The following is a 16,066-nucleotide window of genomic DNA, read 5'->3' as shown; positions in this document are numbered from 1 at the left end:
ATTTAAAAAACTCAGAAACTATGACTGAGTTTTTTTATTTTTATTTGAATTATTTCCTACTTTTAGAAATAAAATTAATAAAAAATATTGTATTCATATAATTGATGTAATATATTGAATTTTATAACAATAACTTTACATCAAAAGGGAGTGGGTTTATGGAGAATATTGTTAATGCACTAAATAATTTCTTTTGGGGACCTTGGTTTATCTATGGAATTCTACTAGTCGGTGTATTTTTCTCAGTGATTACAAGATTTTTACAAGTTCGCCACATTAAAGAGATGTTCACTTTAATGTTCAAAGGGGAAAAATCTGAGAAAGGTATTTCTTCGTTCCAAGCGATGAGTATTGCGTTATCAGGTCGTGTTGGGACAGGTAATATTGCTGGTACAGCAACTGCCATAGGATTTGGGGGACCTGGTGCAGTTTTCTGGATGTGGGCAATTGCCTTTATTGGAGCAGCTACAGCATATGTAGAATCAACATTAGCTCAAATTTATAAAGAAGAAAAAGAAACGGAATATCGCGGCGGTCCTGCATTTTATATAGAAAAAGGTATGGGTCAAAAGTGGTTCGCGATCATCTTTGCAATAGCTGCATTACTAGCAATGTTAGTGCTAATGCCTGGCGTACAATCTAATGCGATTGCTGGTGCAGTAAGTAATGCATTTGGAATTGAACCATGGATTACTGGTATTATTATTGCTATTTTATTAGGTATCATCATTATCGGTGGGGTAAAATGGATTGCAAATGCAGCACAGATAATCGTACCTTTTATGGCCATAGCTTATATTTTAATGGCGATTTTAATTATCGTATTAAATATTTCAGAAGTTCCAAATGTCATTGGTTTAATTTTCTCAAGTGCATTTGGTGTACAAGAAGTCTTTGGTGGAATTATCGGTTCGGCCATTGCTTGGGGTGTTAAACGAGGAATTTACTCAAATGAAGCAGGGCAAGGAACAGGAGCTCACCCAGCAGCAGCTGCAGAAGTATCACATCCTGCAAAACAAGGTTTAGTTCAAGCAGCTTCTGTATATATTGATACTTTACTAGTTTGTTCAGCAACGGCATTTATGATTTTATTTACTGGTATGTACAATGTGCATGATGAAAAAGCGACGGAAGAAAATACATTTTTACATGTAGGTCAATTCAACGCAAGTGAACTTTCTGGTGAAGAACAAATTACCTTTGCAAAAAGCATTGAAGCTGGGGCTGCTTATACACAGTATGCGGTAGATTCTGCTTTACCAGGATTTGGTGCGCCATTTGTGGCAATTGCATTATTCTTCTTTGCATTTACTACAATTATGGCATATTACTATATTGCCGAAACAAACGTTGCTTATCTGTTCAGAGGCAGTGCTGAAAAGATAGGAATTTGGGTTGCAAAAATCGTCATTATTGTAACTGCATTTTACGGTACCGTTCGTACAAGTAACCTTGCATGGGCAATGGGAGACGTAGGGCTAGGGTTAATGGTTTGGATTAACGTCATTGCAATACTTATTATCATGAAACCGGCAATTGTAGCATTAAAAGACTATGAAGCACAAAAGAGAGAAGGAAAAGACCCAACCTTTGATCCTATTAAACTAGGAATTAAAGGTGCAGATTTCTGGGAAAATAAAAATAAAAAGTAATGACAGAAGGGCTGACCCAACAATTTTTTGGGTTGGTTCTTTTTGTATAGAAAAGTGCCAGCCCACCTTAATATGTGAGCTGGCATAGACTTTCAATATTTATTTTTCTTTGACTTTTTCAATTGCAATGACAAATGGTGGGTCGTTTTTTTGGTTTAAAAATTGATATTGCAAAACATGGAAATATTTTTGAGGTAGATTACTTAAATATTGGATAACCTCATCTCTTTCCGTTTTCCCGCCTTCATGCCCGTGATAAACTACTAATACAACGATACCTCCAACTTTTAACAATTCAAGAATACTTTCTATTGCTTGGATTGTTGTATTTGGTTTTGTAATAATTGCGTGGTCGCTACCCGGTAAATAGCCTAAATTAAATATGGCAGCAGCAATAGGGTTTGAAATGTATTTTGAAATATTTTCATGTCCGTCAAGTATCACGGTAGCACGGTGCTCTAAATTATTTTCTTGTAAACGATTAATAGTTGCAATAGTTGCTTGTTGCTGAACATCAAAGGCAAATACATGTCCTTTATCGCCAACAAGATTGGCTAAAAAAAGAGTATCATGGCCGTTTCCTGCTGTTGCGTCAATTACAGTATCTCCATTTGTAACTGTTATTGCTAATAAGTTTTGTGCATATTGTATTACTCGTTGAAGTTTCATTATTTAGGCACTTCCGCTTTGTATTTTTTCCCTTGCCAACTTCCTCGACGCTCAAGCTCTGCATCAATTCCGTTTAAAACTTCCCATTTATTCACGCTCCACATTGGCCCAATCATTAAATCAATCGGTCCATCTCCGGTAATTCGATGAACAATCATTTCAGGTGGAATTACTTCTAATTGATCAGCCACTAGTTTAATATATTGGTCTTTCTCAAGGAATTCTAACATCCCTTTTTCATACTGTTTTACAAGGGGAGTCCCTTTTAGTAAATGAAGTAGATGAATTTTAATACCTTGTACATCTAATTTTGCTACTTCTCGTGCCGTATCCATCATCATGTCGTAGTCTTCAAGTGGTAGACCATTAATTATGTGTGTACAAACTCGAATGTTATGTCTACGTAGTTTTTCAACACCTTCTACGTATGTAGCGTAATCATGGGCGCGGTTAATTAGTTTTGCTGTTTTTTCATGAACTGTTTGGAGTCCAAGCTCAACCCAAAGATATGTTCTAGAATTTAAATCTGCTAAATATTCCACTACATCATCTGGTAAACAATCTGGTCGAGTAGCAATACTTAACCCCATTACCCCTTCACATGCAAGAGCAGCTTCAAATTTTTCCTTTAGAACTTCAAGTGGTGCATGGGTATTTGTGTAGGCTTGGAAATAAGCCATTGTTAAGCCGTTTTTCCATTTATGTTGCATTTTTTCCTTAATCTTTTCAAATTGAACAGGAATTGGGTCAACGCGGTCACCAGCAAAGTCGCCACTTCCGGCAGCACTACAAAATGTACATCCACCAAAAGCCACTGTACCGTCTCGGTTCGGACAATCAAAACCTGCATCTAGGGCAACTTTAAATACTTTTTGACCAAACTCATCTCGTAAATATCGATTCCATGTATAGTAACGTTTCCCATCAGATGGGAAAGGAAATTGTTGTTCAGACATATTATTTCACTCCTCTAACTGATTTTAACATGTGTTTTTGTAGAATGCATTTTAATATGTATGGTCAAATTCTCTTTTTCCACTAGATTGTTTCTCTTGAATTACATCATAAAGAAGAATAATATAATTCTTTGTTGCATCAATATGATGGAGGAATTGAGTATGCCAAGAAGTGTATGGCTATTAGTGCTCGGAACGTTTATTAATATAACAGGAAGTTCATTAATTTGGCCTTTAAATACAATTTACATGCATGAGCATTTAGAGCAATCGTTATCTGTAGCTGGATTTGTCCTCATGATCAATGCAGGCGCTACAATGTTCGGTAACTTAGTGGGTGGTTATTTTTTTGATAAATTCGGTGGTTATAAATCAATCATGTTTGGAATCTTTATTACCGTTATCTCGTTAATAGGAATAACAATTTGGCATGGTTGGCCACATTATGTTTGGTTTTTAACAATCATGGGATTTGGTAGTGGTATTGTTATTCCCGTTATGTTTGCTTTAGTTGGTTCAGTATGGCCAGAAGGTGGTAGGAAGGGTTTTAATGCAATTTACCTTGCTCAAAACTTAGGTGTTGCAGTTGGCCCAGCAGTAGGGGGCATTATTGCAGATACAAGTTTTGATTACTTATTTGTTTCAAACCTTGTTTTGTATATAGGCTTTTTTCTTTTAGCCAGTATTTCGTATCGTAATATGGTACCAAAAATGGAGAAAAATAAGGAAAAAGGTGTTGTTGTTGACCAAACATCGAATCGTGCAAGTATGTATTCTTTATTGATAATTAGTGGTGGCTTCTTATTAACATGGGTTGCTTATTCTCAATGGGCGTCCACCTTGTCAACTTATATCCAGCAGCAAGGGATTAGCTTAAAAGAGTATAGTTTACTTTGGACGATTAATGGACTATTAATTATCTTACTTCAACCAATTATTAGCCCAATTGTCCAAAAATACGAAAAACAAATAAAAGTTCAATTAATAATGGGAATTAGCATTATGATGATGTCATTTATCGTCATCATTTTTGCAGATAGTTTTAAAATTTTTGCAATTTCTATGATTATTTTAACCATTGGAGAAATATTCGTTTGGCCTGCCGTACCTACCATTGCCAATATGTTAGCTCCAGAAGGTAAGGGTGGTTCGTATCAAGGAATTGTTAATAGTATTGGTTCTATTGGTAGAATGATTGGTCCACTATTCGGTGGATTAATAGTCGATCTTTACAGTATGAACATATTAATCTTAATTTTGTGTATTATGTTTCTCATTGCTATTGTGCCGTGTATATTTTATGATAGCCCACTAAAAAGAGTTAGAAACTAAATGCGATTATTATAATCGTATGGAACTACTCAAGCCTTTTACTGTAGAATGGTATAGGTATATTTTAATGTAGGACTTGTATATTTTGAATATTTCCATTAAAATGAATGCATTAATGAATATGGACGACTATGAGAAGGAATAGTAGGTTTTGATGCTTTTTAGAGAGCTAGCGTTTGGTGCAAGCTAGTAAGTAGATAAATCGAACTCGCCTTGGAGTCAGTTTTAGTTCAATGCAACTAAAACCGTGAGCCGCGTTAAGGTTTGAGCTGAGTGATGTGTCACTAATTTGGGTGGTACCGCGGGAGTTTACAAATATCTCTCGTCCCTTCTATAGGAATGGGGCGAGTTTTTTTATTTTTTAAATATTTTGTTAATTTTTCCGGATATAGGATATTCTACTTAATAGAAAGCTTACCTAAAAAAGACAAAGCGGATGTCGCAGATTACATAGAAAATTAATAATAGTTTTATGAAAGAAATCTGGGCAAAAAATCAGCAAAGTGCGAAGTAAGTTCCTTCATGTCGCTTCACTACACGGACTTACCATATAAAGGAGGAAATACCATGAGTTTTAATCATCAACAAATCGAAAAGAAATGGCAACAATATTGGGCCGACCATAAATCATTTAAAACATTAAATGATACTTCAAAGCCAAAATTTTATGCATTGGACATGTTCCCTTATCCATCTGGTGCTGGTTTACATGTTGGACATCCTGAAGGTTATACAGCGACAGACATTTTATCACGCTTCAAACGTATGCAAGGTTATGATGTACTTCATCCAATGGGTTGGGATGCATTTGGTTTACCTGCTGAACAATACGCATTAGATACTGGAAATGACCCGGCAGAATTTACTGCAAAAAACATTGCCACATTTAAACGCCAAATTCAAGAATTAGGCTTTTCTTATGATTGGGATCGTGAAATTAATACAACAGATCCGGAATACTACAAATGGACACAATGGATTTTCATTCAATTATATAAAAAAGGCTTAGCTTATATCGACGAAGTAGCAGTAAACTGGTGTCCAGCACTTGGAACTGTACTAGCTAATGAAGAAGTAATCGACGGGAAATCAGAGCGTGGAGGCCACCCTGTAGAGCGCCGACCAATGAAACAATGGATGTTAAAAATTACGGCTTATGCAGATCGTTTAATTGATGACTTAGAAGAAGTAGATTGGCCAGAATCAATTAAAGAAATGCAGCGCAACTGGATTGGTCGTTCTGAAGGTGCTGAAGTGACATTTAAAGTAGATGGAACGGATGAATCTTTCAAAGTGTTTACAACTCGTCCAGATACATTATTTGGTGCAACATACTGTGTTCTTGCACCAGAACATAAATTAGTAACATCTATTACTACAGCTGAACAACAAACGGCAGTAGAAGCATATCTTGAAAAAGTGAAATTAAAATCAGACTTAGAACGTACGGATTTAGCTAAAGAAAAAACAGGTGTCTTTACAGGTGCTTATGCAATCAATCCAATTAACGGTGAAAAAATTCCTGTATGGATTGCGGACTATGTACTTGCAACTTACGGAACTGGTGCAATTATGGCAGTTCCAGCTCACGATGAACGTGACTATGAATTTGCCAAAGAATTTGGTTTAGAAATTAAACCAGTTCTTGAAGGTGGAGACATTGATAATGAAGCATTTACTGGTGATGGTCCTCATATTAATTCAGATTTCTTAAACGGTTTAGGAAAAGCGGAAGCTATCTCGAAAGCCATTGAATGGTTAGAGGAAAATGGTGTTGGCGAGAAGAAAATTTCTTATCGTTTACGTGATTGGTTATTCTCACGTCAACGTTATTGGGGCGAGCCTATCCCTGTGATTCATTGGGAAGATGGCACAATGACGACAGTTCCTGAAGAAGAACTTCCATTAGTGTTGCCAAAAACCTCAAATATTCGTCCTTCTGGTACGGGTGAATCCCCACTTGCGAATATTGAAGAATGGGTAAATGTAGTAGATCCAGTTACAGGTAAAAAAGGTCGCCGTGAAACAAATACAATGCCACAATGGGCTGGATCAAGCTGGTATTTCTTACGTTATATTGATCCTAATAATAGTGAAGCTCTAGCAGATCCCGAATTATTAAAACACTGGTTACCAGTGGATATTTATATTGGTGGGGCAGAGCATGCTGTACTGCACTTACTATACGCACGCTTCTGGCACAAAGTACTTTATGATCTAGGTGTTGTTCATACAAAAGAACCGTTCCAAAAATTATTCAACCAAGGAATGATTTTAGGTGAAGGTAATGAAAAAATGTCTAAATCAAAAGGAAATGTTGTAAACCCTGACGATATCGTAAGAAGTCACGGTGCTGATACATTACGACTTTACGAAATGTTTATGGGTCCACTAGATGCTTCTGTTGCATGGTCAACAAATGGTCTTGATGGGGCTCGCCGTTTCTTAGACCGTATTTGGCGCTTATTTACAACAGATGAAGGTACGTTAGCGGCGAAAGTACAAGACAGTTCTGATACAACACTTGAAAAGTCTTACCACCAAACAGTAAAAAAAGTAACAGAAGATTATGAACATCTTCGCTTTAATACTGCAATTTCACAGATGATGGTATTCATTAACGATTGTTATAAAGCGGAAGTGGTGCCAACTGAGTATGCTAAGGGCTTTGTAAAATTACTCGCTCCAATTGCTCCTCACGTTTCAGAAGAACTATGGGAAGTTTTAGGTAATAACGAAACTCTTTCCTATGAAGCTTGGCCAACATATGATGAATCAAAATTAGTGGATGACGAAATTGAAGTAATTGTCCAAGTAAACGGTAAATTGCGTTCTAAAGTAAGAATCGCTAAAGATGCTTCAAAAGAACAACTAGAACAACTCGCACAAGAAGATGAAAAAGTAAAGGAATTTACTGAAGGTAAACAGATTGTAAAAATTATCGCAGTTCCAGGAAAATTAGTGAATATTGTAGTAAAATAGTAAAATCTTTTGCTGCCTTAAAAGTGTGTAAAGCATCTTTTGAGGCAGTTTTTATTTTCAAATATTGCGAATGCTAAAGAAAAATCGGGTGAAAATAACTTATGTTATCTCACCCGATTTTTCTTATAATGATGGTAAAAAGTTTTGAGAAATCTTGTACTTCTCTAAACTTTGTTCTAGTGTCAATGTAGTATCTCCAGATAAGCTGAAAATAAATTGTTCTAATTGGTTGAATGTGAGATAGTAGATGCCAAGGTCTTGGTTGTTTGAAAGCACTGGCTCGTATTGATCACGTATGATATATACGGAATATGCATTGCAACAATTTAAAATGTTCGTAACTTCTGTTTCACTTGTACTTGCATCAACAATAAAAGGATAAAATTTTTCTGTTAAAAAGAACCCTTGAAGAAACTTTAAATAGTAGTGATGTTGGTACTTATAATCAATTAAGAACAAAATTGATTTTGTTGGTTGATGTTGTTCTTGTAGACTTAATAATTTTGCATCTAATAATGTGGTGATTTCTTTTGTAATTTTTTTATAGCGCGTTTCGGACATCTTTTGTTCTTTTAATAAAACATTTAATATTTGAAACGTCGGGATAAATAGTTTTGTAAACTGTTCATTTTCAGTAATAGCGTCAGATATTTTTAGGTAGGTTTTTTTCATACCCTCTATATTTTCATTAATAATTTCTTCATAGAACCGATTAAACAGTGAACTAATTGTATCTTTGTTATATTTAATCATTTTTTCAATTGTTAGTTGATAATTTATAGGTAATTCGATTAATTGATTGTTATCCAATCTTTTTACAAGTGGCAGTAATGGATATTGTTCATTTACTTCCTTTATAATTGCATAAGACTTATCTGAAAGCCGAACGATTGAATTTTCAGGATATATGCCTATAAACTCAACAAAACGTGACAGTAATTGTGGGTTGAATTTTTCCTCGTCCCTGAAAATGAAAGTGAGTGCATCTGCTGCACCGATTGCTTCTCTATAATATTTTTTCATTGTAATAGCGGAATAAACATCTATTAAATGAAGAACCTCAAGTTCTCGAGTCATTTCAGTACCAGTTAACCCATCAGGATAGCCTGAGCCATTATGATTTTCATGGTGGGATTTCGCTAAATAAGCAAGGTCGTATAAACCTAAACTCTCAAAAATATGAAATCCCTCAATTGTATGTTTTTTTATTATTCGATACTCATCGTGCGTAATTTTTGCATTTTTTTGCAAGATTGAAAGGGGAATATATAGATTTCCTATATCATGAAGCAAAAATCCGATTGCTTTATGGTTTAAACTTGGTATGCCTTCTTGTTTGGCAAAAAGAGTGGATAAAACAAAAACATCGATGGAGTGATAGTAAGTATAGGAATCCCACTTTTTTAAGTCGTTTAGTATGGATCTATATTTTTCATTTTGCATAATTTTTATAAATAGAGTTTTAATATATTCAATATCATCTGCGTTTTTTAATACATGACCGTATCTTTTTTCAATACTTAATTCTGCTAATACTGAAAAAAATTGTTCAGTAACATTTTCCGTAGATAGTTCAATAAGTTCAGTTTTATTTTGTTGTTGAAGTGAATTTTTTATATAAACATGTTCTACGTTGCGATTTTTTAATAAATTGATTACGCGGGAAGTAAGAAAATTGCCCTCTTTCATTAATAAGCGACCTTCCACAAAAAGATCTCTAGCTAAAACAACTCCTTCTGTTAATTCAAGTACATTTGCTTTTATCTCGATATCCTTCAATATTCACACCTCTTACCATAATTGCTAATTGAATGATAAATGATGAAGGTTAAGTTAAGATTAAATAATTAGAATTTTTTTACTCTTAAAAATAAAATGAGTATTATAAATTGCCGATGTATAGTAGAAATATGGCATTTCAAGAAAAATAATAATTATTATTGTCCTAACAATTTTTATCGGCAGTAGGAGTATTGGGTAAGAATTATCGATGGTTTTCTTCAAACCAGGAGAAAGTGGGGAAAAGGCTTATCTCTTCTTTAGGATGAGATAAGGAACAACAGTTTTACTTCCTATATTATTATATAAATATTATGAAAACTATTGACTTATAATGCTATAAACATTATTATGTATAGCAGATTACTAAGAATTAACAAAGCTGACTAGAAAACTAGAGGCCTCAATAAACTCCAGCAGATTACGTGCGCAAATTTAGTGAAAAAGCACGTGTCAGTGAAGATGAGTTTATTGAGGTTTTTTTAATAAAATACATATGTTTGTTGTTTATACAACTGAAGTCGTAAATGAAATTTAATAATTAGAACTGACGTTTGATTGAATATATAGTGAGTATTATTTTTCGAAAATTAGTAAAATAATTTTAAATACATAGTTGACCAATAAGAATTGTAAAGTTTATTATAGAACTAATATTTAGGTCGGTAAAAAATTGAACGCTAGATCTTGGGGGGACATCATGGGAAAAGTATATATTGTTGGCGCAGGCCCGGGAGACGTTGATTTAATAACAGTTAAAGGATTAAAGTGCATTCAACAGGCTGATGTTATTTTATATGACCGACTTGTTAATAAGGAATTGCTGGAATATGCAAAACCAAACGCTGAATTAATTTTTGTTGGAAAATTGCCAAAACTGCACGGAGTTATACAGGAGAGAATTCATCATTTACTCGTTCATTATGCAAACAATGGTAAGATTGTCACTCGACTTAAGGGAGGAGACCCTTTCGTATTTGGTCGAGGTGGAGAAGAAGCGGAAGTGCTTGCTAATGCAAATATTCCTTTTGAAGTTGTTCCTGGAATCTCATCAGGTATAGCTGCACCAGCATATGCAGGCATACCGGTTACACATCGGGATTTAGGTTCAAGTTTCGCCATTGTAACAGGACATATGAGAGAAGGGAAAGATGACTCCATTAACTGGAAAGGGTTAGCAGAATCCGTTGACACTCTTGCTATTTACATGGGTGTCGGAAACTTACAATATGTAACTGAACAACTAATAAAATATAAACGTAAACCGCAAACACCTATTGCACTTATCCATTGGGGGACGACAGCTCAACAAAAAACGATTGTTGGGACTTTGGAAACAATCGTGGAAATTGCAACAAAAGAAGAAATTAAAAATCCAAGTATGATTATTGTTGGGGAAGTCGTAAAAATGCGTGAGAAAATAGCTTGGTTTGAACAAACAGATGTTCAACAAAGCTTACTTCGGGAAGTCCCCGTTTGAAAAGGTAGGTAAAAAAATGAAAGCTGTATTATTTGTTGCCCATGGTACTCGTGTGAAGGCTGGTATTGATGAAGCGATTCAATTTATTGAAACAGTTAAGCCATTCATCAATGTGGATATTCAAGAATTATGCTTCCTTGAACTAGCTGAACCATTGATTAAGGATGGAATTGCTACATGTGTTGCAAAAGGCGCAACGAACATTTCAGTTATCCCCATTTTATTACTATCTGCTAATCATGCGAAAAAAGATATACCGCTTGAAATCCGTAATGCACAAAAGCTTTATCCATCTGTTTCAATTTCGTTAGGTAAACCATTCGGCATACATGAAAAACTAGTAAATAGTTTACATGAAAGAGTGATAGCCAAAAACACATTACGAGATAAAGATGTTGATATTTTGTTAATCGGTCGAGGAAGCAGTGACATACAAGTTCAAAATGATCTTCAAAGTATTGCAAAACTACTAAAACAAAAGTTTCAATATTCCAATGTTGATACATGTTTCTTATATGGTAATGGGCCATCTTTTGAGGAAGCATTACAACAAATTAATAATCGTAATAAGAAAGTATTTATTATTCCTTATATTTTATTTACGGGTTTATTAAAAATTGGAGTTCAAAAGAAAATTGCAAAGCTTGGGTTTTCAGAAGATCAGGTTGTTTTATGTGAGTGTTTAGGCTATGACAACAACGTGCGTGAAGTGTTAGTTGAAAGAGTAAAAGAAGCATTAGTTTCATAAAGGAGTGTTTAAATATGGATAAAGATAAGAAACAAGAAAATTTTGAGCAAGCGATTGAAAGCTTAAAGCAAATGATTAGTACGATGAATTATGGGTCAATTACGCTCATTGTCCAAGATAATCGCATCGTTCAAATCGAAAAAAATGAAAAAATTCGCTTAAAATAATTTACCAAAGAGGTGTACCAAGTGAAGTTAGAAGTCAATAATAGCCCTTTTAATGAAGAACAAGTAACAAAACTAAATGAAGTATTAGTAAGTCTAACATCCCAGCAAAAAATTTGGTTAACTGGTTACTTAAGTGCAACTTCAACATTTGAAGCAATTCAAGTGCCAGTAGAAACTGGGCAAAATGTAAGTTCTGCAATAGCTGTTCTACCTAAACAAGAAGCAACAAAACCAAAGAACATTACCATTTTATTTGCTTCACAAACAGGAACGGCACAAGGGCTAGCTAAAAAATATGGCGAGCAGTTAAAAGAACTAGGTTTCGATGTGAATGTCTCTTCAATGAGTGATTTTAAAACGAATAATTTAAAAAAGCTTGACCATCTTCTAGTTATTGCTAGTACGCATGGTGAAGGTGAGCCACCTGATAATGCAATTAGTTTCCACAGTTTTTTACAAGGAAAGCGTGCTCCAAAATTAGATCATGTTAAATTTGCAGTGTTGTCTTTAGGGGATAGCTCTTACGAATTCTTCTGCCAAACAGGTAAAGATTTTGATGCTCAATTAGAAAAACTTGGGGCAGAGCGTATCGTGGACCGTGTAGATTGTGATCTTGACTTCGATGAGCCGGCATCAAAATGGTTTGATTCAGTGAAAGCAAAATTACAGGAAGATGCAGTTGTTCAATCATTATCTGAAAAAGAGGCTGCGTCGACTGTATTAACAGTTCCAACAACTGAATATTCTCGCAAAAATCCTTTCCAAGCTGAAATTTTAGAGAAAATTAACCTAAATGGGGAAGGTTCAAATAAAGAAACAATCCATTTAGAAATTTCTTTAGAAGAGTCTGGCTTAACATATGAACCTGGAGATAGTTTAGCAATTATCCCAACAAATAATGAAAAGCTTGTTTCTGCTTTAATTTCATCATTAGGTTTCGATGCACAAAAACAAGTTACAGTTGGAGAAGAAACAATTTCGCTTGAGTCTGCATTAATTAATTTGCTTGAAATTACTGTACTATCAAAACCAGTAATGGAAAAAATTGCACAATATACTACAAATGATGAATTCCAACAGTTATTAAACAATAGAGATAACTTTAAACAATATATTTATGGCCGTGATTTACTAGATGTTGTCGAAACATTCGGTCCATTCAGTTGTGATGCACAACAATTCGTAGATACTTTACGAAAAATCCCAGCTCGTCAATATTCAATCTCAAGTAGTCAAACTGCTTATCCAGAAGAAGTGCATGTAACAATTGGTGCGGTACGTTATGAAGTGGATGGTCGCGAGCGTTTAGGCGTATGTTCTACTCAAGTAGCCGATCAATTAGAAGTTGGTGACAAAGTTCGAGTTTATGTCCAACATAGCCCGAATTTCAAATTACCATCTGATGAAACACCAATTATTATGGTTGGACCTGGTACAGGAGTTGCACCATTCCGTTCATTTATCCAAGAGCGTGAAGAGCGTGGGGCTGAAGGTAAATCATGGTTATTCTTTGGAGACCAACACTTTGTAACAGATTTCCTTTACCAAACTGAATGGCAAAGATGGGTAAAAGATGGCGTATTAACAAAACTAAATGTTGCGTTCTCTAGAGATCAAGAAGAAAAAGTATACGTTCAACACAAAATGCTTGCAAATGCTAAAGAACTTTACAATTGGTTACAAGAAGGAGCAGTAGTATACGTATGTGGCGATAAAAATCACATGGCTAAAGACGTACATGAGACTTTAATCAATATTATTGCTGAGCAGGGTAATCAATCGAAAGAACAAGCTGAAGAGTATTTAGCAACTTTACAAAAAGAGAAACGTTATCAACGAGACGTATACTAAGGGGGAAGTAAACATGGTAGAAAAAATTGTATTACCACCTCAAGATGGTAAACCTAGTGATGTGGAAGATATAAAAGCGGCGAGTAATTATTTGCGCGGTACATTAGTAGAATCAATGCAAGATGAATTAAGTGCTGGAATTTCAGATTGGGATAATCGTTTAATGAAGTTCCACGGTAGTTATTTACAAGATGACCGTGACCAACGTTTAGAGCGCGAACGTAAAAAATTAGAACCAGCTTATCAATTCATGGTACGTGTTCGTATGCCTGGTGGAGTTGCAACATCAAAACAATGGTTGAAACTTGATGAATTATCCGATAAGTATGGTAACGGTACTTTCAAAATTACGACACGTCAAACAATTCAGTTCCATGGAATTTTAAAATGGAATATGAAAAAACATATGCAAGAACTAAATAGTGTTTTATTTGATACAATTGCGGCATGTGGGGACGTAAACCGTAATGTAATGTGTAACGCAAATCCATTACAATCAAATTTACACAAAGAAGTTTTTGAGTTATCATCTAAAATCAGTGAACATTTATTACCACGTACAAATGCATACTATGAAATTTGGTTAGATAAAGAAAAAGTGGTGGATACACAAGAAGAGCAAGAGCCAATTTACGGTTCATTATACTTGCCACGTAAATTTAAAATCGGTATTGCAATTCCACCAGCAAACGATGTGGATGTGTTCTCGCAAGATATCGGTTTAATAGCTGTTTTAGAAAATGATGAATTAATTGGATTTAACGTGGCAATTGGCGGCGGTATGGGAATGACTCATGGCGATACTGCAACTTACCCACAATTAGCTCGTATCATTGGGTATACTCCTAAAGAAAAAGTAATCGATGTATGTGAGAAAATTATGACAGTACAACGCGACTATGGTAACCGTTCTGTTCGTAAAAATGCTCGTTTTAAATATACAGTTGATCGTTTAGGATTAGACAATGTAAAACAAGAAATTGAAAAGCGTTTAGGCTATGAATTTGAAGAAGCTAAGCCTTACCAATTCAATCACACAGGAGATCGTTATGGCTGGATCAAGGGTGAAGATGGAAAATACCATTTCACATTATTTATCCAAAATGGTCGTGTAGCAGATTTTGAAAACTATCCACTAAAAACGGCATTACGTGAAATTGCACAAGTTCATAAAGGTGAATTCCGTTTTACAGGAAACCAAAATGTTGTTATTGCAAACGTAGGGGCACGTGCTAAAAAAGCAATCGATGAAATTATCGAAAAGTATGATTTAACAAACAGTGTGAATTACTCTGCATTGCGTCGTAATTCAATCGCTTGTGTTGCCCTACCAACTTGTGGGTTAGCAATGGCTGAATCAGAAAGATATTTACCGTCTTTAATCGAAAAAATCGAAACATTATTAGATGAAAACGGCTTACGTGATCAAGACATTACGATTCGTATGTCAGGATGTCCAAATGGATGTTCCCGTGCAGCTATGGGTGAAATTGGCTTCATCGGTAAAGGTCCTGGTAAATACAATATGTATTTAGGTGCTAGTCACGCAGGCTATCGTTTAAATAAAATCTATAAAGAAAATATTGGTGAAGAAGAAATTTTAGCTTCTTTAAAACCAATTATTGAACATTACGCAAAAGAACGTTTTGTAGATGAATATTTCGGTGATTTTGTTATCCGTGCTGGTTACGTAGAAGCTGTAACAGACGGTCGTGAGTATCATAACAAAGTAACTGTATAATAAGTAAAAGAGGTTGCATGATTGCAACCTCTTTTCACGTAAAGTTAGGGTGATGATGATGTATCCTGTTATGTTGAATTTAGAAAATAAACGAATTGTAGTAGTAGGTGGTGGTCGAATTGCTACTAAGAAAATACTAAATTTGGTTGAACAGAAAGCAAAAATCATCGTTGTGAGTCCAACATTAACGGAAGAATTACAATCATTTGCGCAACAAAAGAAAATAGAATGGTATCCAAGGTATTTTGTAATTGAGGATGTTAAAGGGGCATTTTTAGTGTTTGCTGCAACAGATAATAGAGAGGTAAATGAACAAGTAAAAATAAGCTGTGCAAAAGATCAACTTGTGAACGTAATTGATGAACCGAGTGATAGTACTTTTTATAATATGGCTGTTTTTGAGCGTGGACTATTGAAAATTGCAATTTCAACAGAAGGAGCTAGTCCTTTTTTGGCGAAGCAAATTAAAGCAGAGTTGAAGGGTTTTTTTGATGATGGGTATGAAGAATATTTGAATTTTCTATTAGAAGCTAGAATAAAGATAAAAGAGTTGGTTCTGGATGAAGAAACTAAGAGGGCCTTGCTACTTGAATTGGTGAATGAGAAATACCGCAACAATGTAGAAGACCGTGAACAATTTTTTAAAGGATTTCGATGAATTTTCTAAATTTATGAGACGAAAAGCTAATGATAGATAATTTCAAGTCGA

At 34.8% G+C, this 16,066-nt stretch carries 12 protein-coding genes and 1 other annotated feature; of the genes, 9 read left to right on the top strand and 3 right to left on the bottom strand.

The window, feature by feature from the left end; all coding sequences use genetic code 11:
• Nucleotides 1-158 precede the first annotated feature (158 nt).
• Nucleotides 159-1,652, top strand: coding sequence for an alanine/glycine:cation symporter family protein (locus CRO00_RS06925; protein ID WP_097072950.1), 1,494 nt, complete (start codon nt 159-161; stop codon nt 1,650-1,652).
• Nucleotides 1,653-1,751: 99 nt separating this feature from the next.
• Here CRO00_RS06925 and mnmM read toward each other — a convergent pair whose 3' ends face one another.
• Together mnmM and mnmL are read right to left on the bottom strand one after the other, a co-directional pair.
• Nucleotides 1,752-2,321: a tRNA 5-(aminomethyl)-2-thiouridylate-methyltransferase MnmM gene (mnmM, locus tag CRO00_RS06920; RefSeq protein WP_097072949.1), complete on the bottom strand. Its 570-nt coding sequence runs from the start codon at nt 2,319-2,321 to the stop codon at nt 1,752-1,754.
• Complete coding sequence (gene mnmL / locus CRO00_RS06915; RefSeq protein WP_097072948.1) at nt 2,321-3,277, bottom strand: tRNA modification radical SAM protein MnmL/YtqA; 957 nt, start codon at nt 3,275-3,277, stop codon at nt 2,321-2,323. Before mnmL ends, mnmM begins: the two co-directional genes overlap by 1 nt.
• 162 nt (nt 3,278-3,439) lie before the next feature.
• On the opposite strand from mnmL, the gene CRO00_RS06910 reads away from it, so the two are divergent.
• Together CRO00_RS06910 and leuS are read left to right on the top strand one after the other, a co-directional pair.
• Nucleotides 3,440-4,609: an MDR family MFS transporter gene (locus CRO00_RS06910; RefSeq protein WP_097072947.1), complete on the top strand. Its 1,170-nt coding sequence runs from the start codon at nt 3,440-3,442 to the stop codon at nt 4,607-4,609.
• A 122-nt stretch (nt 4,610-4,731) separates the two neighbouring features.
• Nucleotides 4,732-4,942, top strand: a binding site (T-box leader).
• Between the two features lie 234 nt (nt 4,943-5,176).
• Nucleotides 5,177-7,591, top strand: coding sequence for a leucine--tRNA ligase (gene leuS / locus CRO00_RS06905; RefSeq protein ID WP_097072946.1), 2,415 nt, complete (start codon nt 5,177-5,179; stop codon nt 7,589-7,591).
• A 123-nt stretch (nt 7,592-7,714) separates the two neighbouring features.
• Here leuS and CRO00_RS06900 read toward each other — a convergent pair whose 3' ends face one another.
• Complete coding sequence (locus tag CRO00_RS06900) at nt 7,715-9,370, bottom strand: HD-GYP domain-containing protein (RefSeq protein ID WP_097072945.1); 1,656 nt, start codon at nt 9,368-9,370, stop codon at nt 7,715-7,717.
• 700 nt (nt 9,371-10,070) lie between these two features.
• On the opposite strand from CRO00_RS06900, the gene cobA reads away from it, so the two are divergent.
• Genes cobA through CRO00_RS06870 form a run of 6 tightly spaced genes read left to right on the top strand, consistent with a single transcriptional unit; the run spans nt 10,071 to nt 16,015 of the window.
• A complete protein-coding gene (gene cobA / locus CRO00_RS06895) occupies nt 10,071-10,850 on the top strand; it encodes a uroporphyrinogen-III C-methyltransferase (protein WP_097072944.1) in 780 nt (259 codons plus the stop codon).
• A gap of 16 nt (nt 10,851-10,866) precedes the next feature.
• Nucleotides 10,867-11,598: a sirohydrochlorin chelatase gene (locus CRO00_RS06890; protein WP_097072943.1), complete on the top strand. Its 732-nt coding sequence runs from the start codon at nt 10,867-10,869 to the stop codon at nt 11,596-11,598.
• Nucleotides 11,599-11,612: 14 nt separating this feature from the next.
• Nucleotides 11,613-11,765: a YezD family protein gene (locus tag CRO00_RS06885; RefSeq protein ID WP_097072942.1), complete on the top strand. Its 153-nt coding sequence runs from the start codon at nt 11,613-11,615 to the stop codon at nt 11,763-11,765.
• Nucleotides 11,766-11,786: 21 nt separating this feature from the next.
• Nucleotides 11,787-13,616, top strand: coding sequence for an assimilatory sulfite reductase (NADPH) flavoprotein subunit (locus CRO00_RS06880; RefSeq protein WP_097072941.1), 1,830 nt, complete (start codon nt 11,787-11,789; stop codon nt 13,614-13,616).
• Between the two features lie 13 nt (nt 13,617-13,629).
• Entirely contained in the window at nt 13,630-15,357 is a 1,728-nt protein-coding gene (gene cysI, locus CRO00_RS06875; RefSeq protein ID WP_097072940.1) for an assimilatory sulfite reductase (NADPH) hemoprotein subunit, read from the top strand.
• A gap of 58 nt (nt 15,358-15,415) precedes the next feature.
• Nucleotides 15,416-16,015, top strand: a complete 600-nt coding sequence (locus CRO00_RS06870; protein ID WP_161946626.1) for an NAD(P)-binding protein — start codon at nt 15,416-15,418, stop codon at nt 16,013-16,015.
• Nucleotides 16,016-16,066 lie beyond the last annotated feature (51 nt).

The sequence above is a fragment of the Ureibacillus xyleni genome (genome assembly GCF_900217795.1).
Lineage (GTDB): Bacteria > Bacillota > Bacilli > Bacillales_A > Planococcaceae > Ureibacillus > Ureibacillus xyleni.
The sequence above is the reverse complement of the archived record's forward strand: the minus strand, read 5'-3'. Positions and strand labels throughout refer to the sequence as shown.

Excerpts from the sequence above, each read along its gene's own strand:
- cobA (WP_097072944.1), top strand. The coding sequence starts at position 10,071 with ATGGGAAAAGTATATATTGTTGGCGCAGGCCCGGGAGACGTTGATTTA.
- CRO00_RS06910 (WP_097072947.1), top strand. The coding sequence starts at position 3,440 with ATGCCAAGAAGTGTATGGCTATTAGTGCTCGGAACGTTTATTAATATA.
- leuS (WP_097072946.1), top strand. The coding sequence starts at position 5,177 with ATGAGTTTTAATCATCAACAAATCGAAAAGAAATGGCAACAATATTGG.
- mnmL (WP_097072948.1), bottom strand. The coding sequence starts at position 3,277 with ATGTCTGAACAACAATTTCCTTTCCCATCTGATGGGAAACGTTACTAT.
- cysI (WP_097072940.1), top strand. The coding sequence starts at position 13,630 with ATGGTAGAAAAAATTGTATTACCACCTCAAGATGGTAAACCTAGTGAT.
- CRO00_RS06890 (WP_097072943.1), top strand. The coding sequence starts at position 10,867 with ATGAAAGCTGTATTATTTGTTGCCCATGGTACTCGTGTGAAGGCTGGT.
- mnmM (WP_097072949.1), bottom strand. The coding sequence starts at position 2,321 with ATGAAACTTCAACGAGTAATACAATATGCACAAAACTTATTAGCAATA.
- CRO00_RS06925 (WP_097072950.1), top strand. The coding sequence starts at position 159 with ATGGAGAATATTGTTAATGCACTAAATAATTTCTTTTGGGGACCTTGG.
- CRO00_RS06885 (WP_097072942.1), top strand. The coding sequence starts at position 11,613 with ATGGATAAAGATAAGAAACAAGAAAATTTTGAGCAAGCGATTGAAAGC.
- CRO00_RS06870 (WP_161946626.1), top strand. The coding sequence starts at position 15,416 with ATGTATCCTGTTATGTTGAATTTAGAAAATAAACGAATTGTAGTAGTA.